Origin of the sequence: Streptomyces sp. Ru72 (assembly GCF_002920635.1) — a bacterium.
GTDB lineage: Bacteria > Actinomycetota > Actinomycetes > Streptomycetales > Streptomycetaceae > Streptomyces.
On the sequence record NZ_PQSR01000088.1, the window covers coordinates 1 to 21,955 of the forward strand.

Sequence of the window (21,955 nt, forward strand, 5' to 3'; positions counted from 1 at the left end):
ATCGAGCGGGCGCTCGCCGACGACGTCGCGCAGCACACGGTGCACAGCCGGCTCGGGTCCGCCTTCCGCGAGCCCAAGGTATGGCTGATGTGCCTCATCTACTTCTGCTTCGTGCTGGGCCAGTACGCCCTGACCTTCTGGATGCCGACGTTCGTCCAGTCCACCGGCATCAAGGGGAACTTCGAGATCGGTGTGCTCAGCGCCGTGCCGTTCGTGACCGCACTGGTCGCCATGAACCTGTTCGGGCGTTCGGCGGACCGGCGCCGCGAGCGCCGCTGGCACCTGGTTCTCCCCTCGCTCATGGGCGCCGTCGGCTTCTCGCTGGCCGCCGGCTGGACCGGGTCGACCGCGCTGTCCCTCGTCGCGCTGTCCTGCGCCGCGGCCGGGGTGCTGACCTGCGCGCCGCTGTTCTGGTCGCTCCCCACCGCGTTCCTGGGCGGCACCGCCGCGGCAGCCGGCCTCGCCGTGATCAACTCTGTGGGCAATCTCGCCGGCTTCGTCAGCCCCTACATGATCGGCGCGATCAAGGACGCCACCGGCTCGGCCTCGATCCCGATGTACGTCCTGGCGCTCAGCCTCGTCGTCGGCGCCGCAGCGGTGCTCACCACCAAGAAGCACGTCGTCAACCACTGACCCGGGCCGCACTCCGCCCGAACAGCAGGAGCCAGAATGCCGAGGTTCGCAGCGAACCTGTCCATGATGTACACCGAACACGACTTCCTCGGCCGCTTCGCCGCAGCGTCGGCCGACGGCTTCGAGGCCGTCGAGTACCTCTTCCCCTATGCGTACGACGCGACCGAACTGCGCCGCAGGCTCGACGACCACGGTCTGCGTCAGGCGCTCTTCAACGCGCCTCCCGGCGCGTGGGAGTCCGGGGAGCGCGGGATGGCGGCGCTGCCCGGACGCGAGGCGGAGCTGCGCTCCGGAATCGACCGGGCGCTGGAGTACGCCGTGGAGCTCGGCAGCCCGCGGGTGCACGTGATGGCCGGGCTGGTCCGGCCGGACGCGGCGCCGGGCGAGCGAGCCAGGCACCGTGACACCTACCTGGCCAACCTCGCCTGGGCCGCGGAACGGGCCGCCTCGGCGGGCGTCGACCTCCTGATCGAGCCCATCAACGGCCGCGACATGCCCGGGTACTTCCTGACCACCCAGGCCGAGGCGCACGCCGTCGTGCAAGATGTGGGAGCCTCGAACCTCAAGGTGCAACTCGACCTCTACCACTGCCAGATCGTCGAGGGCGACCTCACCGTGACCCTGCGCCGCGACGTGCCGACCGGCCGGGTCGGTCATCTGCAGATCGCGGGCGTCCCCGACCGCCACGAACCCGACCTGGGCGAACTCAACGTCCACCACCTGTTCGACGTCGTCGACGAGCTGGGCTTCGACGGCTGGATCGGCTGCGAGTACATCCCCCGCGCCGGCACGAGCGAGGGTCTGCGCTGGCTCGACGGCTACCGAAGCGACCGAAGGAACAACGCATGAGGATCGTCGTCACGGGTGGCTTCGGCTTCCTCGGACAGCAGGTGGCGGCCGCACTGCTGCGGACGCGCACGTTCTGTGGTGCACCGATCGACCGACTGGTGCTCGTCGACCGGATCGTGCCGCCGGAATCCACGGCGCCCGCGGACCCGCTCGTGGACGTCGTGAAGGGCGACCTGGTGGACCGCCTCGACGAGGTCTTCGGTGAGCCGGTGGATGTGCTGATCCACCTCGCCGCCGCGGTCTCGGCCGCATGCGAGGCCGACTTCGACCTCGGCATGAGCGCCAACCTGGACACGACCCGCGCGCTGCTCGAAGCCGCCCGGGCACAGTCGGCGGCCGGCGGCCCGGCGCCGCGGGTGGTCTTCTCCAGCAGCGTCGCCGTCTACGGTTCCGACCCGATGCTGCCGCTGCCGCCGGTGGTCAGCGAGTCGACCCTGCCCACGCCGCGGTCGAGTTACGGGACGCAGAAGCTCGTCTGCGAGGAGCTGATCGCGGACTACACCCGCCGCGGCTTCGTCGACGGACGCGTCGCCCGGCTCATGACCGTCTCCGTACGGCCGGGCAGGCCCAACGCGGCCGCTTCCGGTTTCCTGTCCGGCATCATCCGCGAGCCGCTCGCGGGCCTTGCGGCCATCTGCCCGGTGCATCCCGGACTGCGGGTGGCCCTGGCCTCGCCCCGGCGCACGGTCGAGGGCATCCTCCGCGTCGCGGAGGTCGAGCGAGGCGTCGGGCCGGGCCGCCTCGACGGCGGCGTGCCGGTGAACCTTCCCGCGCTCACGGTTTCGGTCGCCGAGATGCTGGCAACGCTGCGGCGGGTGGCCGGCGACACCGTAGCCGACCTGGTGACGGTCGAGCCCGATCCTGGCATCGAGGCCATCGTGGGCTCCTGGCCCGCTGTCTTCGACAACGCGCGCGCCGCCGGCCTCGGGCTGGAACCCGACCCGAGCTTCGAGTCGGTGGTACGGGACTACGTCGAAGAACACACCGACGCGGTGCAGGTCGACGTCGCCCCCCTCACGGCCGGGGCGGACAGGGCGGTGCCGATAGACTGAAAACCATGTTTTCCAAGGTGAACGGTCCCGTGCGGCTCGCGGACCAGGTCGCCGCGGTGCTGTCGGAGGAGATCGAGTCCGGGCGGCTGGCCGTGGGCGACAAGCTGCCGACCGAGGTGCAGCTGGTCAAGCAGCTGGGCGTCAGCCGCACGGTGGTGCGCGAGGCCGTCTCCAGGCTTCGCAACGCGGGCCTGGTCGAAGCGCGCCAAGGTCTCGGCGTGTTCGTCCTGCCCCGGCGCACCCGACCGCTCGACCTGGAAGCCGATGCCTCCCAGACCAGGTCCAAGGTGCTGCAGATCGTGGAGGTGCGTCGCCCGATCGAGGGTGAGGCGGCGTATCTCGCGGCCGCCCGTGCCGCGCCCGACGACCTCGCCCGGATACGTCAGGCCCTCGAGGCGATCGACGCGGCCGTGGCGGCCGGAGGTGACGGTGTGGACGAGGATCTCGCCTTCCACACGTCCATCGCCGAGTCGACCGGGAACGCCGTGATGGTCTCGACGGTCCGGTACCTGGGCGAGGTACTGCGCAGCGGCATCCGCGTCACCCGCGCGAACGAGGCGCGGCGGGGCGACTTCATCGAAGCGGTCCGGGAGGAGCACCACGCCATCTTCGCCGCCATCGAGGCAGGTGACGCCGAGGCGGCACGTGCCGCCGCGCGCCGCCACCTGAAGCACGCCGCCTCTCGGCTCCAGGACGCGGACGACAGGTTCTGGACCGAGGCGCAGGACCTCGCCGTGGATCTCGACGCCGCTCCGTGACGGGGCGGCGGCCTTGATCGCCGCTCGGGGCACGCGCGCCTGCGCCACCCTGCTCAGGGGGCGTTTCTCAGGGGGCGCAGGGCGGCGGCGCCGACCCGGACCACTGCGGACACCGGTGACCCTGCCCATCGCACGAGGTCGCCCGGCAGGCCGGCGTCGAGCTCGATGGTCACCCGCAGGTATCGGGTGTGCAGCCGAGTGACCTTGACGGGGCGCGGTGCGGCGGTGTCCGGTCCGCGCCGCAGTGCGGCTCGGTAGGCGTCCTTGCGCTGGTTCATGCCTTGTCCTGTCGCTTGATGAGTTCGTCCGCGAGGTCCATGTACGCCGAGCCCTTGACGTCGACCGGGCTGCCGAAGGACTGGGCATACAGGTCGAGCCGCGGAATGTGGGTGGACAACACCTCGAATCCCCGCTCGGTGAGAGCCTCGCGGGCGTCGGCGTCGGGACCGGTGCGCGTGGCTTCGGCACGATTGGTTCGGTTCAGCAGAACGGAGGCCCGGGCCGGCCGGGCGCGCAAGGACTGTACGTCGCCCATCTCGCCGCCGATGGGCGCCATGCGGTCCAGCTCGATGGGAGCCGGCGTCACCGGCAGGATCCACTCGCTCGCGTACCTCATGATGCTCCGGGTGATGGGCGCGTGGTCCTCCAGTTGCGGGGCGTCGAACACGACGGCCTTCCGGTCGCCGAGGAAGTCGTTCACACGCCGGTGCACGTCGCCCACCGGAAGAGCGACCACCGGAAACGGGAAGCCACCTGCCAATTCGCTCCAGCGCAGCGCGGAGGAGGCGGCGTCACTGTCGACCAGCAGCGGTGGGATTCCCGACTCGTGAAGTGCGTGCGCCAACCAGACCGCGCTCGTCGTCTTTCCCACTCCGGGCTTCAGGTTCACAAAGGCGTAGCTCAGCGACACAGGAGCCAACGTATGGTCGCGAGCCGCCTTCGGCCGTCGGCTCGGGGCGTCCAGGCCAACCGTTCACCCTGCGGCGCCGGTGAATCACTCGTATGGGCCAGTACGGAAGCCGCAAGGCCCCGTGCGGCTCAGTCAGCCGCCTCGACCGCGTCCCTGATGAGGCGGCGAGCGGCCGCGTCGGTACGGGCGACGTCATGGGTCACCAGGCGGTCCTGGCACAACCCGCGCAGGCCGGAGACGAGCAGCGTGGCCCCTGCCCGCGCCTGCTGTGGCGGGTGGCCCAGCCGGACGTACGCGGCGGCGATGGGGCCGATCATGACCTCGACGGTCTCGGCCGCGATGTCGCCGTACTGCTCGGGGTCGGTGGCGGCCAGGCTGAGCAACTGCAGCAGCATGCGGACCGGCCCGGACTGCTCTCCGACGGTCATCGCCTTCCACAGGTCGAGGGCCGCCTTGTGCAGTCCCGCGGTGTCGCGGACGCCGTCGAACATCGCGTGGGCGTCGGGACGGCTGGCGGCCAGTGCCTGGGCCAACAGGTTCTCGCGGCTGCCGAAGTAGTACAGAAGCATGCGCTTGGTGGTGCCGATCGACTCGGCGAGCGGGCTCAGCGACATCTGCGCGACGCCGTGGTGCTGGAGGTGGTGCACGACGTGCTTCAGCAGCTCTGCACGCTTCTCGACGTTGACGGGGCGAGGCACGACTTTGACTGTACCGGCCGGTACACGTATGGTCCACCCAGCATGGATGTGCCGATCGGTACATTAATGGGATGGCGCGACGGCGACGGCCTCGCGCCGGGAACGGAGAGGGGCGCCGTGAAGCCGGTTCGACGGCGAGCGCCGATCGCGGGAGGCGAGGTCGGAGACATGACGCCACGGTCTGCCTCCAATGAGGACACGGAGCCGGCGCCTACAAGGGTGGTTCCGTGAAACACCGGATCGAGCGCCCTCGGGGCACACACCTGGCCAGAACTCTGGCGGAGGCACTGACGATCCCCGTGCTGCTCTTCCTCGGCCTGCTGTTCTGCTTCCCCATGGCCTTTCACGAGCCTCGGCCGAACCACGCGAAGATCGTGATCGCCGACCTCGCAGTGGAACGCAAGGTCGACACCGCTCTGCAGCGGCAGCATCCCGGTGGGTTCCAGGTCAGCGCTGTGGCAGACGCCCGGGAAGCCCGCCAGGCGGTACTGGACCGGGCCGCCGTGGCGGGCTACGCCGCCAGGGGCGGACACGCCGTGCTGTATGTGGCCAAGGCCGACGGTGCCGCCCTCGAGCAGGTGCTGACCAAGGGATTCGCCCAGCTTGCGGCCCACGACCACCAAAGGCTCACGGTCACGGACGTGGCGCCCACCGTGAGCAAGGACGAGCTCGGCACGACCCTGGTCTACTTCGCCATCGCCTGGAACGTCCCCGGCTACATCCTCGCGACGACCCTGTTGCGGGCGGTGACGTTCAACCGTCGCAAGAAGCTCATGACGATCGCGGGCGTGGCCGCCCTCTTCAGCGTCGTCGGCTTCTTCGTCGGCGCAGGGCTGGGCTTCTTCCCCGACGACCCCTCGGCCCTGGCGATCGCCTTCCTGCTCACCACGGCGGTGGCCACGTTCTCCCTCGGCGTGGCGCCTTTCACCAAGCAGTTCTTCCCTCTGGTGGGCCTGGGTCTGTACATCGTGCTGAGCGTTCCCTCCAGCGGCGTGGCCCCCGTCCAGCTGCTGCCGAGGTTCTACCAGTGCCTGCACGCCGTCATGCCGTTGGGCAACGCGGTGGACGCCCTCAAGGGGGTCCTGTACTTCCACGGTGCGGGGGTGCTCAAGCCGGTCCTCGTGCTGAGCGCGTGGATCACGGCGGGGATGGCGCTGCTGGGCCTGGACGCGTGGCGGCACCACCGCATGGCCGTACGACGGGGGCCGGAGCAGGAGGACGTTCCGGAGCCGCCGGTGGAGGACCCGTCCGTGGAGGCGCCCACGCCTACCGCGCTCCCGGTCCACCCCCACCACTTCGGCGAGCCGCTGCCGATGCTGGAGGGCACCGTCCACGACGGCGAGCAGCAGCCCCTCCGCCATGCCGCGGTGACCGTCATGGACGCCGGGGGCCGGCAGTTGGTGCGGACCGCGACGAACGCGCGGGGCGAGTACGCCGTGACCGGCCTGCCCGAGGGATTCATCAGCGTCGTGGTCTCCTACCCCGGCCGAAATCCAGTGGTCCGCCAGAAGCTGCTGCAGTCCGGTGTGGCCGTCCGGTCCGACTTCACCCTGCACGACCGGCGCAGCGGGGTGTCACCTCTCGCGGCCGCTCCACGCCGCTGACAGGAAATCGGAGTGCGGGTGCCGGATCCCATTCAGAAGCAAAGCTGCTGAATCCGATGAAATGGCGTTATTGGACTTCGGAGTCGCGCAGGAGCACCGTTGGGGGCGCCCCCTCGAACCCGACCGGGGCGTCCTTCACCGCACCACCCGGAGATCGCCGATGAACCACGTCGCGGATCCTGAGCGCTACAACGGCACCATGCGCTACCGGCGTACCGGCCGCTCAGGGCTCGACCTTCCCGTCCTGTCCCTGGGCTACTGGCACAACTTCGGCGACAACCGGCCGTTCGAGGCCCAGCGCGAGATCGCGCTGCGCGCCTTCGACCTCGGGATCACCCACCACGACCTCGCGAACAACTACGGCCCGCCCTACGGCTCCGCGGAGATCAACTTCGGGCGTCTGATGCGGGAGGATCTCGCGCCGTACCGGGACGAACTGGTGATCTCCACCAAGGCCGGCTGGGACATGTGGCCCGGCCCCTACGGCCAGGGCGGCGGCTCCCGCAAGTACGTGCTCGCCTCGCTCGACCAGTCGCTGCGACGCATGGGCCTGGAGTACGTCGACATCTTCTACTCCCACCGGCTCGACGCCACCACACCGCTCGAGGAGACGATGGGCGCGCTCGACACCGCCGTCCGTCAGGGCAAGGCGCTCTACGTCGGCATCTCCTCCTACGACGCCGAACGGACCCGTGCGGCGGCCGCCATCCTCCGGGACCTGGGCACCCCGCTCCTCATCCACCAGCCGTCGTACAGCATGCTCAACCGCTGGATCGAGACCGACGGACTGCTCGACACCGCCCAGGAGGAGGGCTTCGGCGTCATCGGATTCACGGCCCTCGCCCAGGGACTCCTGACCGGCCGGTACCTGAACGGCATTCCCGGTGACTCGAGGGCCGCGCAGGGCACGTCGTTCGACACGACGTGGCTGTCGGACGACATGCTGCACCGGCTGCGCGCCCTCAACGACATCGCGGCCCGTCGCGGGCAGACCCTGGCCCAGATGGCCCTCGCCTGGGCCCTGCGCGACGAGCGCGTCACCTCCCTCGTCATCGGCGCGTCGCGCACCGAACAGCTGGAACAGAACGTCGCCGCCCTGGACAACCTCGACTTCACCACCGAGGAACTGGCCGAGATCGACAAGTACGCCACCGACGGCGGCGTCGACCTGTGGCGGGAGGCCCGCCTCGGCAACCTCGGCTGACCCCGTCACCGGTCCTACGGAGAGCATCGAAATGATCTTCATTACGGCAAAGTTCCGGGTCAAGCCGGAGCACGCGGAGCAGTGGCCGGAGATCGTCCGGGAATTCACCGAGGCCACCCGCAGCGAACCCGGCTGCCTCTGGTTCGACTGGTCACGCAGCCTGGCCGACCCGGCCGAGTACGTACTGGTCGAGGCCTTCCGCGACGCCGACGCCGGCGCCGCACACGTCCGGTCCGCCCACTTCGAGGCGGCGCAGCGAACGCTGCCGCCGTACCTGGCGGCCACACCCCGGATCGTCAACACGGAACTGGATCAGGACGACTGGTCCTTGCTCGGGGAGATGGCCGTCGGGGACTGATCTCGAGCCATGGGGCACGAAGGTTCTGCCGCGCGCCCGCCGGCGCTGGGGGCGCCGGCAGGCGCGCACGGCAACAGGGGCCCGCTGACAAGCCGCGCGCACGGCGGCCGGAGGGCCGGTTCGGCGGGCGCGGAATTGTCGGGGGCCCTCGCGCGCTGACGTAGGCAGAGGAAACGCCGACGGTGTGCGAGCCGAACGGTGCGAGCGACCGAGGCGACAGAGAGCGAAGGGGCCGACATGGCAGCGCAGACGCAGAGGGCCGTATTGGCGGGCGGGTGTTTCTGGGGGATGCAGGACCTCATCCGCCGCCTCCCGGGCGTGACGGCGACCCGGGTCGGCTACACCGGGGGCGACGTGCCGAACGCGACATACCGCAACCACGGGACCCACGCGGAGGCCATCGAGATCCTTTTCGACCCCGAGAAGACCGACTACCGCACGATCCTGGAGTTCTTCTTCCAGATCCACGACCCGAGCACCAAGAACCGCCAGGGCAACGACATCGGTCTCAGCTACCGCTCGGCGATCTACTACGTGGATGACGAGCAGAAGCGGATCGCCGAGGACACCATCGCGGACGTGGACGCCTCCGGACTGTGGCCGGGCAAGGTCGTCACCGAGGTCGAGCCGGTCGGTCCCTTCTGGGAGGCCGAGCCCGAGCACCAGGACTACCTGGAGCGCTACCCCGACGGCTACACCTGCCACTTCCCTCGCCCGGGATGGCGGCTGCCCGCCCGCAAGGAGCGCTGAACCACTCCGCCACCGGCACAGGCCACGATCCGGGTCGGCGTCCGACCGCACCGGTGAACCACGTCGTCGCCCTCCGCGGTACGTGACCGGCCGCCGATGGACGTGCGGTCACTCGACCGGGCCGGACGGACGGAGAACCCTCGCCGCTGCCGCCGCCCTGCCCTGCGCCGCGGCCGGCTTCGCCGGCCCGGCCGCGGCGCAGGGCACCGCCACCACCCGGCGGCGGTCGCCGCCTCGCCCACCGCCGTCACCCATCCCGGCGTGGTGTGCGGCCAGTGGTGCTCCCCCGTCACCGCTCGCCGGACTGCGCGCGGAACGCCCGTCCAAGGATTCCAAAGTGATGGTCAGCAGGCGGCGCCGCAGGGGAGGATTCTCGGCATGACGGATGAAGGCTCCTCCATCGACCCCACCAAGCCCAGCATCGCCCGCGTCTACGACTACCTGCTCGGCGGCAAGGACAACTACGCCGTGGACCGGGAGATCGGCGACGTGTTCAAACGTGACCTTCCCGGTTCGGTGGCAATCGCCTTCGCCAACCGCGCAGCCCTGACCCGGGCGGTCGCGGAGATCGCGACGACCACCGGCGTACGGCAGTTCATCGACCTGGGCAGTGGTCTTCCGACCGCCGACAACGTCCACCAGGTCGCGCAACGGCACGCTCCGGAGTCCCGGGTCGTGTACGTGGACACCGATCCCCAAGTGCTGGTCCACGGCCGTGCGCTGTTGGAGGAGAACGAACGGACCCGGTTCGTCGCGGCCGACGTGCGCAACCCCGAAGACGTCCGTACCCACCCGGACACGCAGGAATTGATCGACTTCGACCGCCCCGTCGCCGTCATGTTCAGCGCCATCCTTCACCACGTCAACGACGAGGAGGACCCGGCTGGGATCGTCCGTTACTGGCGCGACCACGTGCCCTCCGGGAGCTACTTCTTCGTCAGCCACTTCCGTTCCGGCAACAATCCGGAGACAGCGGAGGCCGAGGCAGTCCTCCAGCGGACTTTCGGCCGCGGCCGGTGGCGCACCGACGAGGAGATCGAATCCCTGCTGGACGGCCTGGAGATCCTCGACCCCGGGATCGTCCCCGCGTCCCGGTGGCGTCCGGAGGTGGTCGACAGCCCGTGGAACAGCAGCGGCGAACGGGAGCTCACCGTCTGGGAGCGCCTCATCGCCGCCGGGCTGGCCCGGAAGCCCTAGTACTTGTCAGGGTGATCGTGTCACCGCCCTGTGCCCGCGTCGTCGGTCCCAGGCGGACGCCCCTGGGGGAAGGGCAGTGGCTTACCAAGGTCCGGTCCCTCAGCCGCCGACGAGGGCGACGAGCTTGATGAAGACCAGGTCGGGGTCGGCGGTGAGATCCACCGCTTCGTCGAGGTCCTCGACCTGGCGATCGGCGACGAGCACGAAGAACCCGTTGGCCAGGAAGGCCCGCTCGGCGATCTCGGCCTGGCGCTCCCAGTCGATGCGGCGGGGTTCGCGGAGTCGGTAGCCGTTCAGCTCCGTCTCGGCGTCGTCGGGGCGGACCAGGCCGTTGAAACGGTGGCTCGGGCGGGTGTTGTGTCGGGCGACCTCCTCACGGACCCGGAGCCTGATCAACTCCCGTACGGTCATCCGTTCCGGCAGCCCGGCGACCTCCCACTCGGTGACCCGCTTGCCCGTCGCGGTCTCGTCCCGGAACGTCACGGTGGCCATCAGGCACCTCGCTTGATCTGCGTGAGGATGGTTTCGTCGGTGATCCGGGTGTCGGCCGCGAGCAGCAACGCCTTGCTGAGGATCAGGGAGAGCCGTTCGTCCTCGAACGGCAGGAACACCTTGCCGCCCGCCGAGCGCCGCGCGGGGACGATGCACAGGTAACTGTCGTCCGGTTCCATCAGGATGTTGGCCGAGCCGAGGTGGATCTTGTACGTGCGCAGATCGCCGCGGACCACCAGGAAGCGGCCGTCGAGCGAGCACCGGTCAGCGATCTTCAGGCGCGGCAGGATCCGCTCCAGCGCCTCGCGGCGGACCTGCGCGCTCGCCGTCAGCGCGCCGAAGGTGGCCGTGCGCCAGTACGCGCCGTAGCGGTCCTCGCCCCGGTCGGTCCAGTCGGGATCGGCGGCGATCGAGGTCACGCCGACGAAGAGGTCCACATCGCGCATCGCCTCGCTGAACACCACCGGGGGCACGTCGGCGAGCGGAACCTCCCGCCAGCGTCGGCCGTCCCGCCGTTCGAAGCGGACCTGGTCGGTCGCGGCGTACCGGGGCGCGTAGTCGCGGAAATCGTCCTCGGCGGGCTCGTGGTGGAAGCAGGCCCGCCACTCGCCGTCGCCGAACTCGGCCCGCGCCCGCCCCTCGTAGCCGCCGTCGTGGCGGCCGAGGAAGTTCGCCTGCCAGCCGCGCTCCTTGAACAGCGCGTAGAGCTGCCGGTAGTGGACGATGTGGGCGGCGAACCGGTTGGAGTAGACGCCGGTCTCCTCCTCCGCGGGGGTGAGCAGGTAGATCTCCCGGAAGGCCTGTTTGAACGGCTGTCGCAGCCGCCCGGCGACGAGCCGCTCCCGCCACGCCCTGACGTCGTCCGTCGACGCCCGGATCGGATGCCACAACCGGACGCGCTCTGGCTCACCGGGCGGCTCGGCCATCGGTGCCACCGCACGCCACTCGCCGTCCGCGTCCTGGAACTCCCAGATCAGGCCGCGGACGAGGGTCCCGGTGACCGGATGGTCGCGGTAGTGGCGGCACCACTCGTCGTACGGCCACTCGCGCCCGGCCGACATCAGCGCCTCGACGCGGGTCCGCTCCCCCGACAGTGTCCCCCGCACCTCCTTGGCCAGGGCCTTCGACTCCTGGAGCTCGTCCGGGAAGCCGTCCTTCACCGCCTTCGGTGCCGTGCGGGACGTGCCCCCGTCGGGGCGAGTGAACGTCAGCCGCACGGTCGCCGCGTCCTCGATCGTCAGCCTCACCCGATGTCCGCCCAGATCCCGCTCCAGCGAGCCGTCCGGCGCCAGGCCGTGGTCCGGCACGCTGCGCTCGACGAGTTGCTCCGCCGTGATGCCCTGCTTCCCGGCCGCCGTCACCAGCGCGGTCTCGAGCTGCTTGCGCAGAGCGCGGTGCTTGATCCGGGACCGCAGCCGCCACAGGGTCTCCAGCGAGGCCGGATCGCCGGTCTCGGCCAGCGCGTTGATCGCCGCTCCCGCGAGCTTGAGGTCCTCGATCACGCCGGTTCCGGCCCCGCCGGTCCGCAGCGCGAGCGCGCCGAGGTGTCGCACCGCGGCCGGGCCCGCGGTCAGCGCGGCCGCCCAGACGACGCCGCGGGCCAGGTCACCGTCGTTCTGGCGGACGACGTAGTGGTAGTGGTAACCGTCGCCGATCCAGCCGGCGTGCGCACCGCTTCCCCTGCTGCACAGCGGATCGTCCTCGGCCAGCGCCCGCAGGACGTCGGTCACGAGGTCCCGCGCCGACGCGGCGTCCGCGAGTCCGAGGCACGTCCGCCGCCACCTCTGGGCGGGGCGCGGGCCCGACAGGCTCGCCAAGTGGCGTACGAAGCGGGCGAGTTCCGGCGTCGGCGAGGTCTGCGCGCGGTTCCTGAGCGGGGCGGCCCAGGGAGCGTCCGCGGGGATCAGTCCCTCGGGTATGTGCGCCTCGTCGACGCTCGCGAGCAGCTCGCGCAGGCGCTCGGCGAGCGATGCGCGCAGGCGCGCCTCGACGGTGACGGCCATGAGCTTTGTGTGCGCGTGCCGCAACCAGGGCGTGACCGCACGGCGGCCGTCGGCGTCGAGCTGGTCGGCGGCGTTCAGGACCCACGCCAGCGCATCGGCGAACCAGAAGCCCATGTCGTACTCGGTGGCGCGGAGCAGCATCACCGCGACCTCGTCGGGCGTCCAGCCACGCACCCGATCGATCAGGCGCCTGGTCTCGGGGCCGTACTGCCACAGCGTGTCGTCGAAGCCGGCGGCCAGCATGAGGCACAGGACCGCGGCCCTGCCGTCCTCGTCCGTGCAGGCCGTGAGCCTCCCGTCGATCTCGGCCCGGGTCTCCGCGGCCTCCGCCTCGAATCGCCGGTACTCGGGCCCCATGGACCGATGGAACTCGGTGCGCTGACGTTCCAGGAGATCGACCAGCCAGCGGACGCGGTCGAGCGCGGCGGACCTCACGTCGTCGAGCGAGTCGTTCCTACGGGATTCTGCCACCAAGGCGTCGTAGAGCATGGCGGGATGATGGCAGGGGGGACTGACAACACGATCGCCCTGCGGATCTCACGACGCTGGATCACGGTACCAACTGCCCGCGGCCACCGGCCGGTTCCACGCACGGCGCAACCGGGAGGGCGAGTCGCGTCAGGGCCGGGGTGGCAACCGACGTCCCCGCACATGTGCCGAGCACGTCGGGTAGGAGCGCGATCCAGGGCGGTGAGCGCGCCGTGCGGACCACCCGCGGCACGGCAGGCACCCCATGACCGCCGCTTGACTGGTTTCCACCCCCATGCCCTGTTACTCACCGGGTACGGGTGATCGTGGTCGTGAAGCACCCGTTGAACGGGGCGACTTGGGGAGGGCTTGTGATCAGAGTGCTTCTGGTCCATGAGAACCGCCTGCTGCGGTCGGCGCTGGCGGCGCTGTTGGGGCAGGACAGTGGGTTGGAAGTCGCCACGTCCAGTTGGGGGGACGCGGTGTCGGAGGCCCGCTCACTCGGGCCACAGGTGTGTGTGGTGGACGTGGACACGCCCGTCGCCCCGGGGGCAGCGCATGGGCCGGAGTCGGCCGAGCTGGCCGGCCTGGCCGCGCTGTCCGACGGCTCGCGCGGTCCTGGCCTGCTGGTGCTGGCCAGCCCCGGCAGACCTGGCCTGCTGCGCAGGATGTGGCGGGCTCGCCCGCTGGGCTTCGTCAACAAGGACGCCGCGCCGGACGCGCTGCTCGGGGCCATCCGGCGGGTCGCCAAGGGGGAACGTTTCGTCGACAGTTCGCTCGGCCACGACTTCCTGCGGGCCTCCGAGATACCGCTCACCCCGCGGGAGCTCAGTGTGCTGTCACTGGCCGCCGAGGGCGCGTCCGTCTCGGAGATCGCGCGCAGCCTGCACCTGTGCAACGGCACCGTGCGCAACTACATGGCCGCCATCACCCGCAAGACCGGGGGCCGCAACCGGGTCGACGCCATCCGGATCTCCCATGGTGCCGGGTGGCTGTGAACCGTCGTCCCACGCACCGACCAGGTCCCGGTAGAGGGCTGAGCGACGCAGCAGTTCCGCGTGGGTGCCGTCAAGCGCCTGCGCGCCGTCCAGAACGAGCACCCGCCCGGCCCGGCGTGCGGAGCTGATGCGGTGCGCGACCACCACCAGGGTGCCGCCCGTCCTGGCGGCGAAGGCGCGCTCGACGCGCGCCTCGGCCGCCGGGTCCAGGTGGCAGGTCGCCTCGTCCAGCAGGGCGACCGGGGCGGGGCTGAGCCAGGCTCGGGCGAGGGCGATCAACTGCCGCTCCCCGGCGGACAGCGTTGCCGGATCCAGCTCACGGTCCCAGCCGCCCGACCGGGCCACCAGCTCGGCCATCCCCAATGCCTCTGCCGCCGCCCGCAGTTCGGTGTCGGTGGCGGGTGCGGCGGACGGGCGCAGATAGCCGAGGTTGTCGCGCAGTGTCCCGGTGAAGACATAGGCCTCCTGGGGGATGAGTACCCGCAGTGCGGCGTGCCGGGCCGGTTCGTTTCCGGCCACCACCACGCCGTGCACCCGCACCTGCCCGGCGTGCGGCGCCAGCGTCCCGGCCACCAGTCCGGCGAGCGTGGACTTGCCGACCCCGCTCGGCCCCACCACGGCCAGCCACTCGCCGGCCGCCACGGTCAGGTCGAGGCCGTCCACCACGGGGCGGGCGCCCGCCCCGTAGGCGAACGTCACCCCCCGCAGCTCCACCGCAGGTGCCCGCCCGGCCACGCGCGCCTCCGGCTGTCCGGGTGACGGCGGTGGTGCGGGATCGGGGGCTGCGGTCAGGCGGTCGATGACGACGGTCAACCGGGTGCCCGCGCCGGCGAAGCCGTGCACCAGCGCCTGCAACGCCGGGGAGAGCGACTGTGTCAGGTAGGTCAACGCGCCGACCAGGTCACCGGCGGTCACGCCGCGGTCCGACAGCCAGGGCGCCGTGACCAGCAGGAGCACCACGGGCAGCCGACTGCCGACCGCCAGGGCGGCGATCCGCAGCGTGCCCCACCGCGCGAGCGCTCGAGCGGCCCGGTATTCGGCGGCGATCCGCTCCGCCGCCCGTTGCCCGGCCCGGTCCTCCGCGCCGCAGGCGACCACGTCGCGCAGCCCGGCGGCGGTGGCGTGCAGCTCGTCGGCCAACTCCTCGCCCGCGGCGAGGAACGCGCGCTGCCGGGTCGCCATGGGCCGCAGTGATACCGCGAACACCGCGAGCCCCGCCACCAGCGGCACCCCGACCACGGGCAACAGCGCCGGCGACAGGGACACCAGACCCGCCAGCGCCCCAGCGGCGGTGAAGACGAACGACCGGGCCACCATCACCAGTCCGGCGAAGCTCTCCCGGGCGATCTCGACCTGCTGGGTGAGCCGTGCGACGGCGCCGGAGGCCGGCCTGCCGAGGGCACCGTGCACCACCCGTCGTACCAGCGCGTCGCGCAGCGGCTCGGTGAGCGCGGCGACGCCCGCGTAGGAGCGCCCGGTGCCGACGGCGCCGAGCAGGATGCCGGCCGCGCCCACGGCCAGCCAGCCCATACCGACGCCCGGCCGCCCGGCCAGGAAACCCGCGTCCACGGCCCGGGCCATCGCATAGCCGCCGAGGAAGGTCTGCCCTGTCTCCAGAAGCGACCACAACGCCAGCGCCACCAGCACTGCGGGCCGCCGTCGCAGGAACCGCAGCCCTTGCCGTACCAGGGGGTGGCGGGGGCTGCCCGCTCCGGCGAGGCGCTGCTCGGCTGAGAAGGGCCGTGTGCGGGTGGCCCGCCCCGCGCCGGTACGCCTTCCAAGAGCCGTCCGGAGGCGGGTACGGGGCCTCATCCGTCCTCCTCGGCGAAGGCCGCCCGGTACTCCGGCAGCCGCCACAGCTCGCGGTGCGGCGCGAGTGCCCTGATGCGGCCGCCGTCGAGCCAGGCGACGGTGTCGGCCCGGGCGGCGGTGGCCGCACGGTGTGCGATGACCAGGCGGGTGCGGTCGCCGGTGTGGTGCATCAGGGCTCCGGTGACGTGTCGTTCGGTGACGGTGTCGAGGCTGGAGGTCGCGTCGTCCAGGATGAGCAGCCTGCCCGCGTGGGCGAAGGCGCGCGCCAGGCCGAGGCGTTGCGCCTCGCCGCCGGACAGCGGGGCGTCGGTCAGGGGTGTGCGGTAGCCGTGGGGCAGGAGTTTCACGAAGCCGTCCGCGCAGGCCGCCCGGGCCGCCGCGGTGACGCGGTTCAGGTCGGCTTCGGGGGCGGCGTAGCCGATGGCGTCGGCGATCGTCTCGCCGAACAGCGCGGGCCGTTCGAAGGCGTAGCCGATCCCGGCGCGCAGCGCGGCCCGGTCGAGTTCGTCCAGCGGGACGCCGTCGAGGGTGACCACGCCGCGGTCCGGATCGGCCAGTCGGCCGGCCACCGCCGCGAGCAGGGACTTGCCGGATCCCGAGCGCCCCACCACGGCGAGCGAAGTGCCGCCCGGGACCACCAGGTCCAGCTCGCGCAGTACCGTTCCACCGCCGCGCGCCACGCTCACACCGCGCAGCTCCAGTCGGCCCGGACCTGCCGGCAGTCGGCGGCTGCCGTAGGCGAGGGAGGGCAGATCGAGCAGGGCGTCGGTACGGGCTGCGGCGGTCCGGGCCCGGACCAGGGCGTCCAGCCGGCTGACGATCACGCCGATGCCGGCGGCGAGCACGGCGTAGCGGGAGGCGGCGAGCAGGTCGCCGACGCTGAGCCGGCCTCCGGCCAGCCGCAGGCCGCCCACTGCGACCACCACGGTCTGCAGCAGCGGGACGAGCGCGGACGCCTGTGCGGTGGCCCGGCCCTGAATGTGCCACATGCGGTGGCCGTGGCGACTCAGTTCGGGCAGGGCGCGCAGGATGCGGGCGCTTTCGCGGGCCTGCGTCCCGGCGGCGGCGATGGTGCGGGCGCCGCCGACTGCTTCCGCGAGCGGTCCGGCGATCGCTGCCTGGGCCTGCTGGTAGCGGGCGAGACAGTCGGTGCCCGCCCGGGTGAAGGCGCGCAGCAGCGCGATGAGCAGCGGTGCCCCGAGCAGGTAGACACCCATCAGCCACGGGTCGGTCAGGCCCAGGGCGACTACGGCGCCGATCGGAGTGGCGAGCGCGGCGAGCAGAGCGGCGACCGAGGCGGGCGCGGTGCCGGCGGCTGCCGCGTTGCCGGTGCAGCGGGCCACCACGTCGCCGACGCCGAACCGTTCGGCGGTGGCGGGGCCGGCGGCGAGGACGCGGCGGATCAGCCGGCGGCGCAGCCAGGCGGTGGTTCGGGCGTCCGTGGTGCCGGTCAGCCAGGTCTGCAGTGCGTCGCAGAGGGCGACGGCGGCCAGCAGGCAGCCGCACAGCAGCGTCCAGCGGGCCGTGGCCGAACGGTCTTGCTGGGCGAGCAGCAGGTCGAGCGTGCGGCCGAGTGCGGCGGGCAGGATCAGCGCGGCGGCCGAACCGCAGACGGTGACGGCGCACAGTGCGGCGGCCGGCAAGGCGCTGTATCGCATGGCGGACTGCCCACTGGTCTTCGTCATGCGTTCCTTCCTGCCCGAGTCGGCCGAAGCCTGCCGAAGTCGTGGGACCACAGGGGGAGCAAAGAGTGTGTCCCGGGCGGCTCCAGGCCGCCCGGGACGTTTCAGCGCCGGCCCGTCAGGGCCGTCGGCGCGTCAGAGACAGAGCGTGACGCTGGCGGCGCTGTTGCACAGCGTCAGGCTGATCTCGCTGCCACCGCCGTGCAGTTCGTCCTCCTGCGGCTCCGGGGTCTCCATCGTCTGCAGGTCGAGAAGCGACATGATCGTTTCCTTTCCTTCCGTGTCCTCGCGGGGACGGGGATGGGTTGGTCACGACTCCGGGTCCGGAGCCGGCTCGTGGTCCCGCGGCCGCGGCGGCGGGAGGAAGGGGAGCCCGACGGGCTCCGGATGGAGGGCCGCGCCGGCGGCGAGCAGACAGCCCGCCGTGCCGGTGGCCAGGTCGTGGGAGAGCCGCATCATCTGGTCGCCGGGGAACGCCAGCCCGCTGCCGTGGCGCATGGCGTACCAGTCGAGGGCGGCGAGCTGGACGGGGAGTTCGGCGACCGGGCGCTCGCCGGGCGTGGTGGTGCGCGCCAGGTGCAGGACCATGCCGGCCCGGCCGCGGAACAGACCGGGCTGCGCGTAGAAGCGGGAGCAGGCGGCCGGCAGGATGGCGGCCCGGGCGGTCTCGAACTCGGGATCGTCGCGGTGCGCGAGGTAGTCGTCGAGCACCATGGCGATGCCGACGCTGCCCGCGCCGGTGTACGGCAGGGTGCGGGTGCGGTCGTCGACGACGAGGGTGCCGTCCGGCCGCTGCACGCAGCGCGCCAGGTCGGTGCGGAGCGCGGTGGCGGCGGCCTCCAGCAGCGCCGGGTCACCGGTGCGTTCGTGGCGCCGGATGAACAGCAGGGCCGCTCCGGTGGCGCCGTGCAGCAGGCCCGTGCGGTCCGGCGGCGCGGCGGTCAGCCGACGGGCGGTCAGCCGCACCACGTCGTCGGCGCGCTGGTGCAGTGCCGCGTCGTGCCGTGCCAGATGGTCCAGGACGAGACCGGCGCCGGCCAGCCCGCCGTGCAGACCGATGCCGAGGCGGTCCCACTTCTCGCTCAGCACCCGGTCGGTGATCTCGAGCGCGGCGTCGGTGTGGCCGAGCGTGTCCAGCACGTACGCGGCGCCGAGCAGCCCGTCGTACAGGCCGAGCGGGGTGCCGCGCGGCGGGTCGGCGGCGTGCCGCAGCAGCCACTGTTCGCCTTCCCGGTACCGGTCGGCGCCGGTGACGGCGAGGGCGTACAGGACGCCGGCCGCGCCGTGCGCGATGCCGAGCCCTCCGCCGTCGCCGAACTGGGCGATGTCGCCCGGGAACAGCCGGTCGTCGCGTTCGGGGGTGGCGGAGGCGAGGAGGGCGGCGACCATCGCGTCCCGGCTGCGCGGCCAGTCGGCCACCTGCGGGAGGTCCGCGGGCGGTGCCGCGGCGGGCGCACCGCCCTCGATCTCCGCGACGGCCTCGGCGAGCCACTGGCGGGGCACGTCCGGGAAGTGGCTCTCGACCAGCGCGGCGAGGTGGGCGGCCTTGCCGCGGTCGATGGCCAGCAGCGTCGTCAGCGGAAGGAACAGCGCCAGCCGCAGGCATGCCAGGGCGTACCGGTCGATGGCGAAGCCGGTGCGGTCGGGCGGTGCGACGAAACCGGGGTGCGCCACGGTCTGGCGAGCGCCGTCCTCATCCGGGGCCGCGGCCTCGAAGTCCAGCAGGGCCACCGACTTCTCGTCCGGCGCGACCATGATGTTGAACATGTGCAGATCGCCGATGACCACGCCGCGCCCGTGCACGGCGGCGACGGCCTCCTCGACCGCCCGGTGCAACCGCAGCGCCCAGCGGGTGTAGTCGGCCACGGCCCCCGGGTCGGGACGCGAGACGATCAGCGGGTGCCGTTCGGCGAAGAACGCGTTGAGGGTGCGGCCGGGCAGGAAGTCCATCACCAGGAACCGATGGCCGCCGATGTCGAGCCAGTCGCGCATCGTGGGCACGACGTCCAGGCCGTCCAGCCGCTCCAGGGCCGTCTTCTCGCGTTCGAGACGGGTCACCGCGTCGGCGCCGTCCGCCGCGAGTCCGGCGTACGGCCGGGCCTCCTTGAGGACCACTTGCTCGCCGGTGCGGGTGTCGGTGCCGGCGTAGACGCCGCCGCCGTTGGAGAAGTGCAGCGCCCGCTCGATGCGGTAGGGCAGGTCGGCGACGTTCGTGGCGGCGCGCGCGGCGAGTTGGGGTTCGAGGAAGGCCGGCAGCCGCACCCACGACGGCACCTGGAACACCGGGTCGCGGCGATCCGGTATCAGCCGGCCCCGGCCGTCCTCGATGGCCGGCACCAGCGCACCGGTGGCGTCGGCGCAGTAGCGTGGCGCGAAGGCGCCGTAGCGCACGTACAGGGGGCCGTCGTTCCAGCGCAGGTCGGTGAGGATGTAAGGGCCGGGCTCGCCGGCCAGCACCTCGTCCAGTTCGCGCAGAACGGTGTGCAGCTGTTCCTCGTCGCGCGGGTAGACGGTGGCGAACTTCCCGCTGCCGCCGCGATCGGCGTACTTGGAGTTGCGCAGGAACAGTTCGCGGGCACCGGGCACGAACTTGAACGGGATGCCGCGCGGCACGCAGTAGTCCCACAGCTTGGCGCCGGTCTTCTCGGCGTTGTCGAGACACGCCGAGACGTGGATCTTCCATCCCTGGGCGGGCCCGTGGTCTCCGGACGGCCTCAGGTGCAGCCAGTCCCCCTTGCGGCTGCGTCGCCAGCCCTGGGGGGCCGGGCGCAGGGCCGGCTCGAACTCCTGCGGCCCGGCTTGCTCGCGGACAGCGGCCAGCCGCTCGGGGGTCTCGTAGAAGTGCCGGTCGGCGAGACAGAACACCTCGTACCGCTTGTCCATGCCACCCCTTCGTCCGGCGTGCCCGACGGAAGCGAGAGTGTCACGCGGCGGCAGAAGCCCGACAGTCACCTTTGTCATGAACTGGCACTGCCAAATGCATGGTTGGGGGCATTACCGGGGAGGCCTGTCCGCGCTCGCGACGGCCGGGCGCCGGGTGATGGTGCCGCCGGCTGCTCAGATGCCGAAACACGTCGATGTGCACAGCGCATCACGTGAGGGGTATGACGGGAGCCGCCGGCCTCCCGCACGTCCGGCCGGCCGTGCGGGCGCAGGGCGGACGCGGTCCACTGCTCCCACTCGGCCTCCGTGCCGGGAAATCGGCGGCAACCTTTTCGCTTCCTGCGGTCACTGAGCAGTGCACCATCGACTCGATCCTCCGAACGGACAGACAATGAAGACAGCGAGGCAGGCGGCGCGGCAGCGCAGGCACAGACGCAGGCTCATGGTGGGCACCGCGGTGGCGCTGACCGCCGCAGGCGTTCTCGCCTCCCTGGTCCTGGCGTTGCTCCCCGACCGCAAGGACGATGCGGCGTCAACGGCAGCCGCACCCGGCGCCGGCACGCCAGTGGGCGCCGCCACCCCGACCGGGGCGGGCACCCGGAGCGCGTCGACCACCCCGACCGCGACCGGCACCCCGACCCCGACGGCTTCCGCGACCGCCACGGCAGCACGACCGTCGTCCACCCACACCACGCGGCCCCCGAGAACGGCGTCCACCGCCGCACCGCCGGCAGGACGGATCCAGCCCGGGACCACCTACCGAGGAGTCGCCACCGCCTATGAGGCGGGGGACGGGGACGGCGCCTGCCTGTTCGGCCCGAGTGACAACCTCATGATCGCGGCGATGAACACCACCGACTACGAGACGGCCAGGGCGTGCGGCGCGTACGTGCTCGTCCGCGCGGCGAACGGCGCCTCCGTCACGGTGCGGATCACCAATGAATGCCCCCTGCCCTGCGCGCCGGGGCAACTCGACCTCAGCCAACAGGCCTTCGCCGCACTCTCCCCCCTGAAGGCCGGCCGCATACCGATCACCTGGAGCCTGGTGAGCCCCAGCACGTCGGGCACCATTTCCATCAGGTACAAGACCGGCTCCAGCCCCTACTGGTGCGGCATCCAGGCGATCGGCCACCGGAATCCGGTCGCGCGGCTGGAGGTGCGCACCGCAGGCGGCTGGCGGCAACTGCCCCGCACCGACTACAACTACTTCATCTCCGCCGACGGCAGCGGGTGCGGCGGCGCGATCAGACTCACGGACATCTACGGGGAACAGCTGACCGTCAACGGGATCGCGCTGCGGCCGAACGTCGTGCAGCCGACCCAGGTCCAGTTCGCCCGGCACTGATCCCGTCGCCCCCGCCCGCGTCCGCGGATGGGCACCAGCAGGCTCGCGCAGTCGTCGGTGCGTCGGTGCGGGCCCGGGGCCTTCCCCTGATCATTCAGGGGAAGGCTCCCCGCGCCGACGTCCCGTCACCGCCGGCTCGGTGCTTCGGCCCCGGCGTCCGGGCGGGTGGTTCCGCCTGACGGGCACGCGCCCGCCCGGTGCCGCGGCCGGGACGGGCCACCGCAGCGGGAGCCCCACCGCGGCTGAGCCGCGCCACTGT

19 protein-coding genes and 1 pseudogene are annotated in these 21,955 nt (G+C 72.0%); 11 read left to right on the forward strand and 9 right to left on the reverse strand.

All coding sequences use genetic code 11. The features are described 5' to 3' along the window. The 4 genes from C3488_RS30085 to C3488_RS30100 form a co-directional block, all read left to right on the forward strand. The coding region (locus tag C3488_RS30085) for an MFS transporter (protein ID WP_146067951.1) at positions 1 to 633 on the forward strand (633 nt) is incomplete at its 5' end. A 36-nt stretch (positions 634 to 669) separates the two neighbouring features. Continuing rightward, positions 670 to 1,482, forward strand: coding sequence for a 2-oxo-tetronate isomerase (gene otnI / locus C3488_RS30090; RefSeq protein ID WP_103844045.1), 813 nt, complete (start codon positions 670 to 672; stop codon positions 1,480 to 1,482). Continuing rightward, entirely contained in the window at positions 1,479 to 2,534 is a 1,056-nt protein-coding gene (gene denD / locus C3488_RS30095; protein ID WP_103844046.1) for a D-erythronate dehydrogenase, read from the forward strand. Before otnI ends, denD begins: the two co-directional genes overlap by 4 nt. Before the next feature lie 5 nt (positions 2,535 to 2,539). Beyond that, positions 2,540 to 3,292, forward strand: a complete 753-nt coding sequence (locus C3488_RS30100; RefSeq protein ID WP_103844047.1) for a FadR/GntR family transcriptional regulator — start codon at positions 2,540 to 2,542, stop codon at positions 3,290 to 3,292. A 53-nt stretch (positions 3,293 to 3,345) separates the two neighbouring features. Here C3488_RS30100 and C3488_RS30105 read toward each other — a convergent pair whose 3' ends face one another. The 3 genes from C3488_RS30105 to C3488_RS30115 form a co-directional block, all read right to left on the reverse strand. Then, complete coding sequence (locus tag C3488_RS30105) at positions 3,346 to 3,570, reverse strand: hypothetical protein (RefSeq protein ID WP_103844048.1); 225 nt, start codon at positions 3,568 to 3,570, stop codon at positions 3,346 to 3,348. Further along, on the reverse strand, positions 3,567 to 4,202 hold the full coding sequence (locus tag C3488_RS30110) for a ParA family protein (protein WP_258053763.1): 636 nt from the start codon (positions 4,200 to 4,202) through the stop codon (positions 3,567 to 3,569). Before C3488_RS30110 ends, C3488_RS30105 begins: the two co-directional genes overlap by 4 nt. Positions 4,203 to 4,330: 128 nt before the next feature. Continuing rightward, the gene (locus C3488_RS30115; RefSeq protein WP_219822352.1) at positions 4,331 to 4,900 is read right to left on the reverse strand and encodes a TetR/AcrR family transcriptional regulator; all 570 of its coding nucleotides are present in this window, start codon (positions 4,898 to 4,900) and stop codon (positions 4,331 to 4,333) included. Positions 4,901 to 5,127: 227 nt separating this feature from the next. Between C3488_RS30115 and C3488_RS30120 the strand changes: the two genes are divergently transcribed. The 5 genes from C3488_RS30120 to C3488_RS30140 all read left to right on the forward strand — a co-directional run bounded on the left by C3488_RS30120 (position 5,128) and on the right by C3488_RS30140 (position 10,013). Continuing rightward, positions 5,128 to 6,504: a carboxypeptidase regulatory-like domain-containing protein gene (locus C3488_RS30120; protein WP_258053764.1), complete on the forward strand. Its 1,377-nt coding sequence runs from the start codon at positions 5,128 to 5,130 to the stop codon at positions 6,502 to 6,504. A gap of 160 nt (positions 6,505 to 6,664) precedes the next feature. Next, positions 6,665 to 7,708 (forward strand): L-glyceraldehyde 3-phosphate reductase, encoded by a 1,044-nt coding sequence (gene mgrA / locus C3488_RS30125; RefSeq protein WP_103844049.1) that lies wholly within the window; start codon positions 6,665 to 6,667, stop codon positions 7,706 to 7,708. 31 nt (positions 7,709 to 7,739) lie between these two features. Continuing rightward, positions 7,740 to 8,066: a putative quinol monooxygenase gene (locus C3488_RS30130; RefSeq protein ID WP_103844050.1), complete on the forward strand. Its 327-nt coding sequence runs from the start codon at positions 7,740 to 7,742 to the stop codon at positions 8,064 to 8,066. 237 nt (positions 8,067 to 8,303) lie between these two features. Continuing rightward, on the forward strand, positions 8,304 to 8,816 hold the full coding sequence (gene msrA / locus C3488_RS30135; RefSeq protein ID WP_103844051.1) for a peptide-methionine (S)-S-oxide reductase MsrA: 513 nt from the start codon (positions 8,304 to 8,306) through the stop codon (positions 8,814 to 8,816). Positions 8,817 to 9,194: 378 nt separating this feature from the next. Then, a complete protein-coding gene (locus C3488_RS30140) occupies positions 9,195 to 10,013 on the forward strand; it encodes an SAM-dependent methyltransferase (protein WP_103844052.1) in 819 nt (272 codons plus the stop codon). 99 nt (positions 10,014 to 10,112) lie between these two features. Here the strand turns inward: C3488_RS30140 and C3488_RS30145 are convergent, their stop codons facing one another. Both C3488_RS30145 and C3488_RS30150 read right to left on the reverse strand, forming a co-directional pair. Further along, the gene (locus C3488_RS30145) at positions 10,113 to 10,505 is read right to left on the reverse strand and encodes a hypothetical protein (protein ID WP_103844053.1); all 393 of its coding nucleotides are present in this window, start codon (positions 10,503 to 10,505) and stop codon (positions 10,113 to 10,115) included. Further along, positions 10,505 to 12,997, reverse strand: a complete 2,493-nt coding sequence (locus tag C3488_RS30150; RefSeq protein WP_103844054.1) for a DUF4132 domain-containing protein — start codon at positions 12,995 to 12,997, stop codon at positions 10,505 to 10,507. The genes C3488_RS30145 and C3488_RS30150 overlap by 1 nt, the downstream gene beginning before the upstream one ends. A 647-nt stretch (positions 12,998 to 13,644) precedes the next feature. Here C3488_RS30150 and C3488_RS41980 point away from each other — a divergent pair. After that, positions 13,645 to 13,890 (forward strand): annotated as a pseudogene (locus tag C3488_RS41980) (LuxR C-terminal-related transcriptional regulator); the annotation flags it as partial. Here C3488_RS41980 and C3488_RS30160 read toward each other — a convergent pair. From C3488_RS30160 to lanKC, 4 genes are all read right to left on the reverse strand, one after another. After that, positions 13,816 to 15,786 (reverse strand): ABC transporter ATP-binding protein, encoded by a 1,971-nt coding sequence (locus C3488_RS30160; RefSeq protein ID WP_181139256.1) that lies wholly within the window; start codon positions 15,784 to 15,786, stop codon positions 13,816 to 13,818. The pseudogene C3488_RS41980 and the gene C3488_RS30160 sit on opposite strands and share 75 nt — an antisense overlap. Further along, on the reverse strand, positions 15,783 to 17,471 hold the full coding sequence (locus C3488_RS30165; RefSeq protein WP_103844056.1) for an ABC transporter ATP-binding protein: 1,689 nt from the start codon (positions 17,469 to 17,471) through the stop codon (positions 15,783 to 15,785). The genes C3488_RS30160 and C3488_RS30165 overlap by 4 nt, the downstream gene beginning before the upstream one ends. A gap of 132 nt (positions 17,472 to 17,603) precedes the next feature. Continuing rightward, positions 17,604 to 17,729 (reverse strand): SapB/AmfS family lanthipeptide, encoded by a 126-nt coding sequence (locus tag C3488_RS30170; protein WP_103844057.1) that lies wholly within the window; start codon positions 17,727 to 17,729, stop codon positions 17,604 to 17,606. Between the two features lie 48 nt (positions 17,730 to 17,777). Next, positions 17,778 to 20,351, reverse strand: coding sequence for a class III lanthionine synthetase LanKC (gene lanKC, locus C3488_RS30175; protein WP_103844058.1), 2,574 nt, complete (start codon positions 20,349 to 20,351; stop codon positions 17,778 to 17,780). 391 nt (positions 20,352 to 20,742) lie between these two features. Here lanKC and C3488_RS30180 point away from each other — a divergent pair, with 391 nt between their 5' ends. After that, positions 20,743 to 21,696 carry an expansin EXLX1 family cellulose-binding protein gene (locus tag C3488_RS30180; RefSeq protein WP_103844059.1) on the forward strand — a complete coding sequence of 318 codons (954 nt, stop codon included), beginning with the start codon at positions 20,743 to 20,745 and terminating at the stop codon, positions 21,694 to 21,696. Positions 21,697 to 21,955 lie beyond the last annotated feature (259 nt).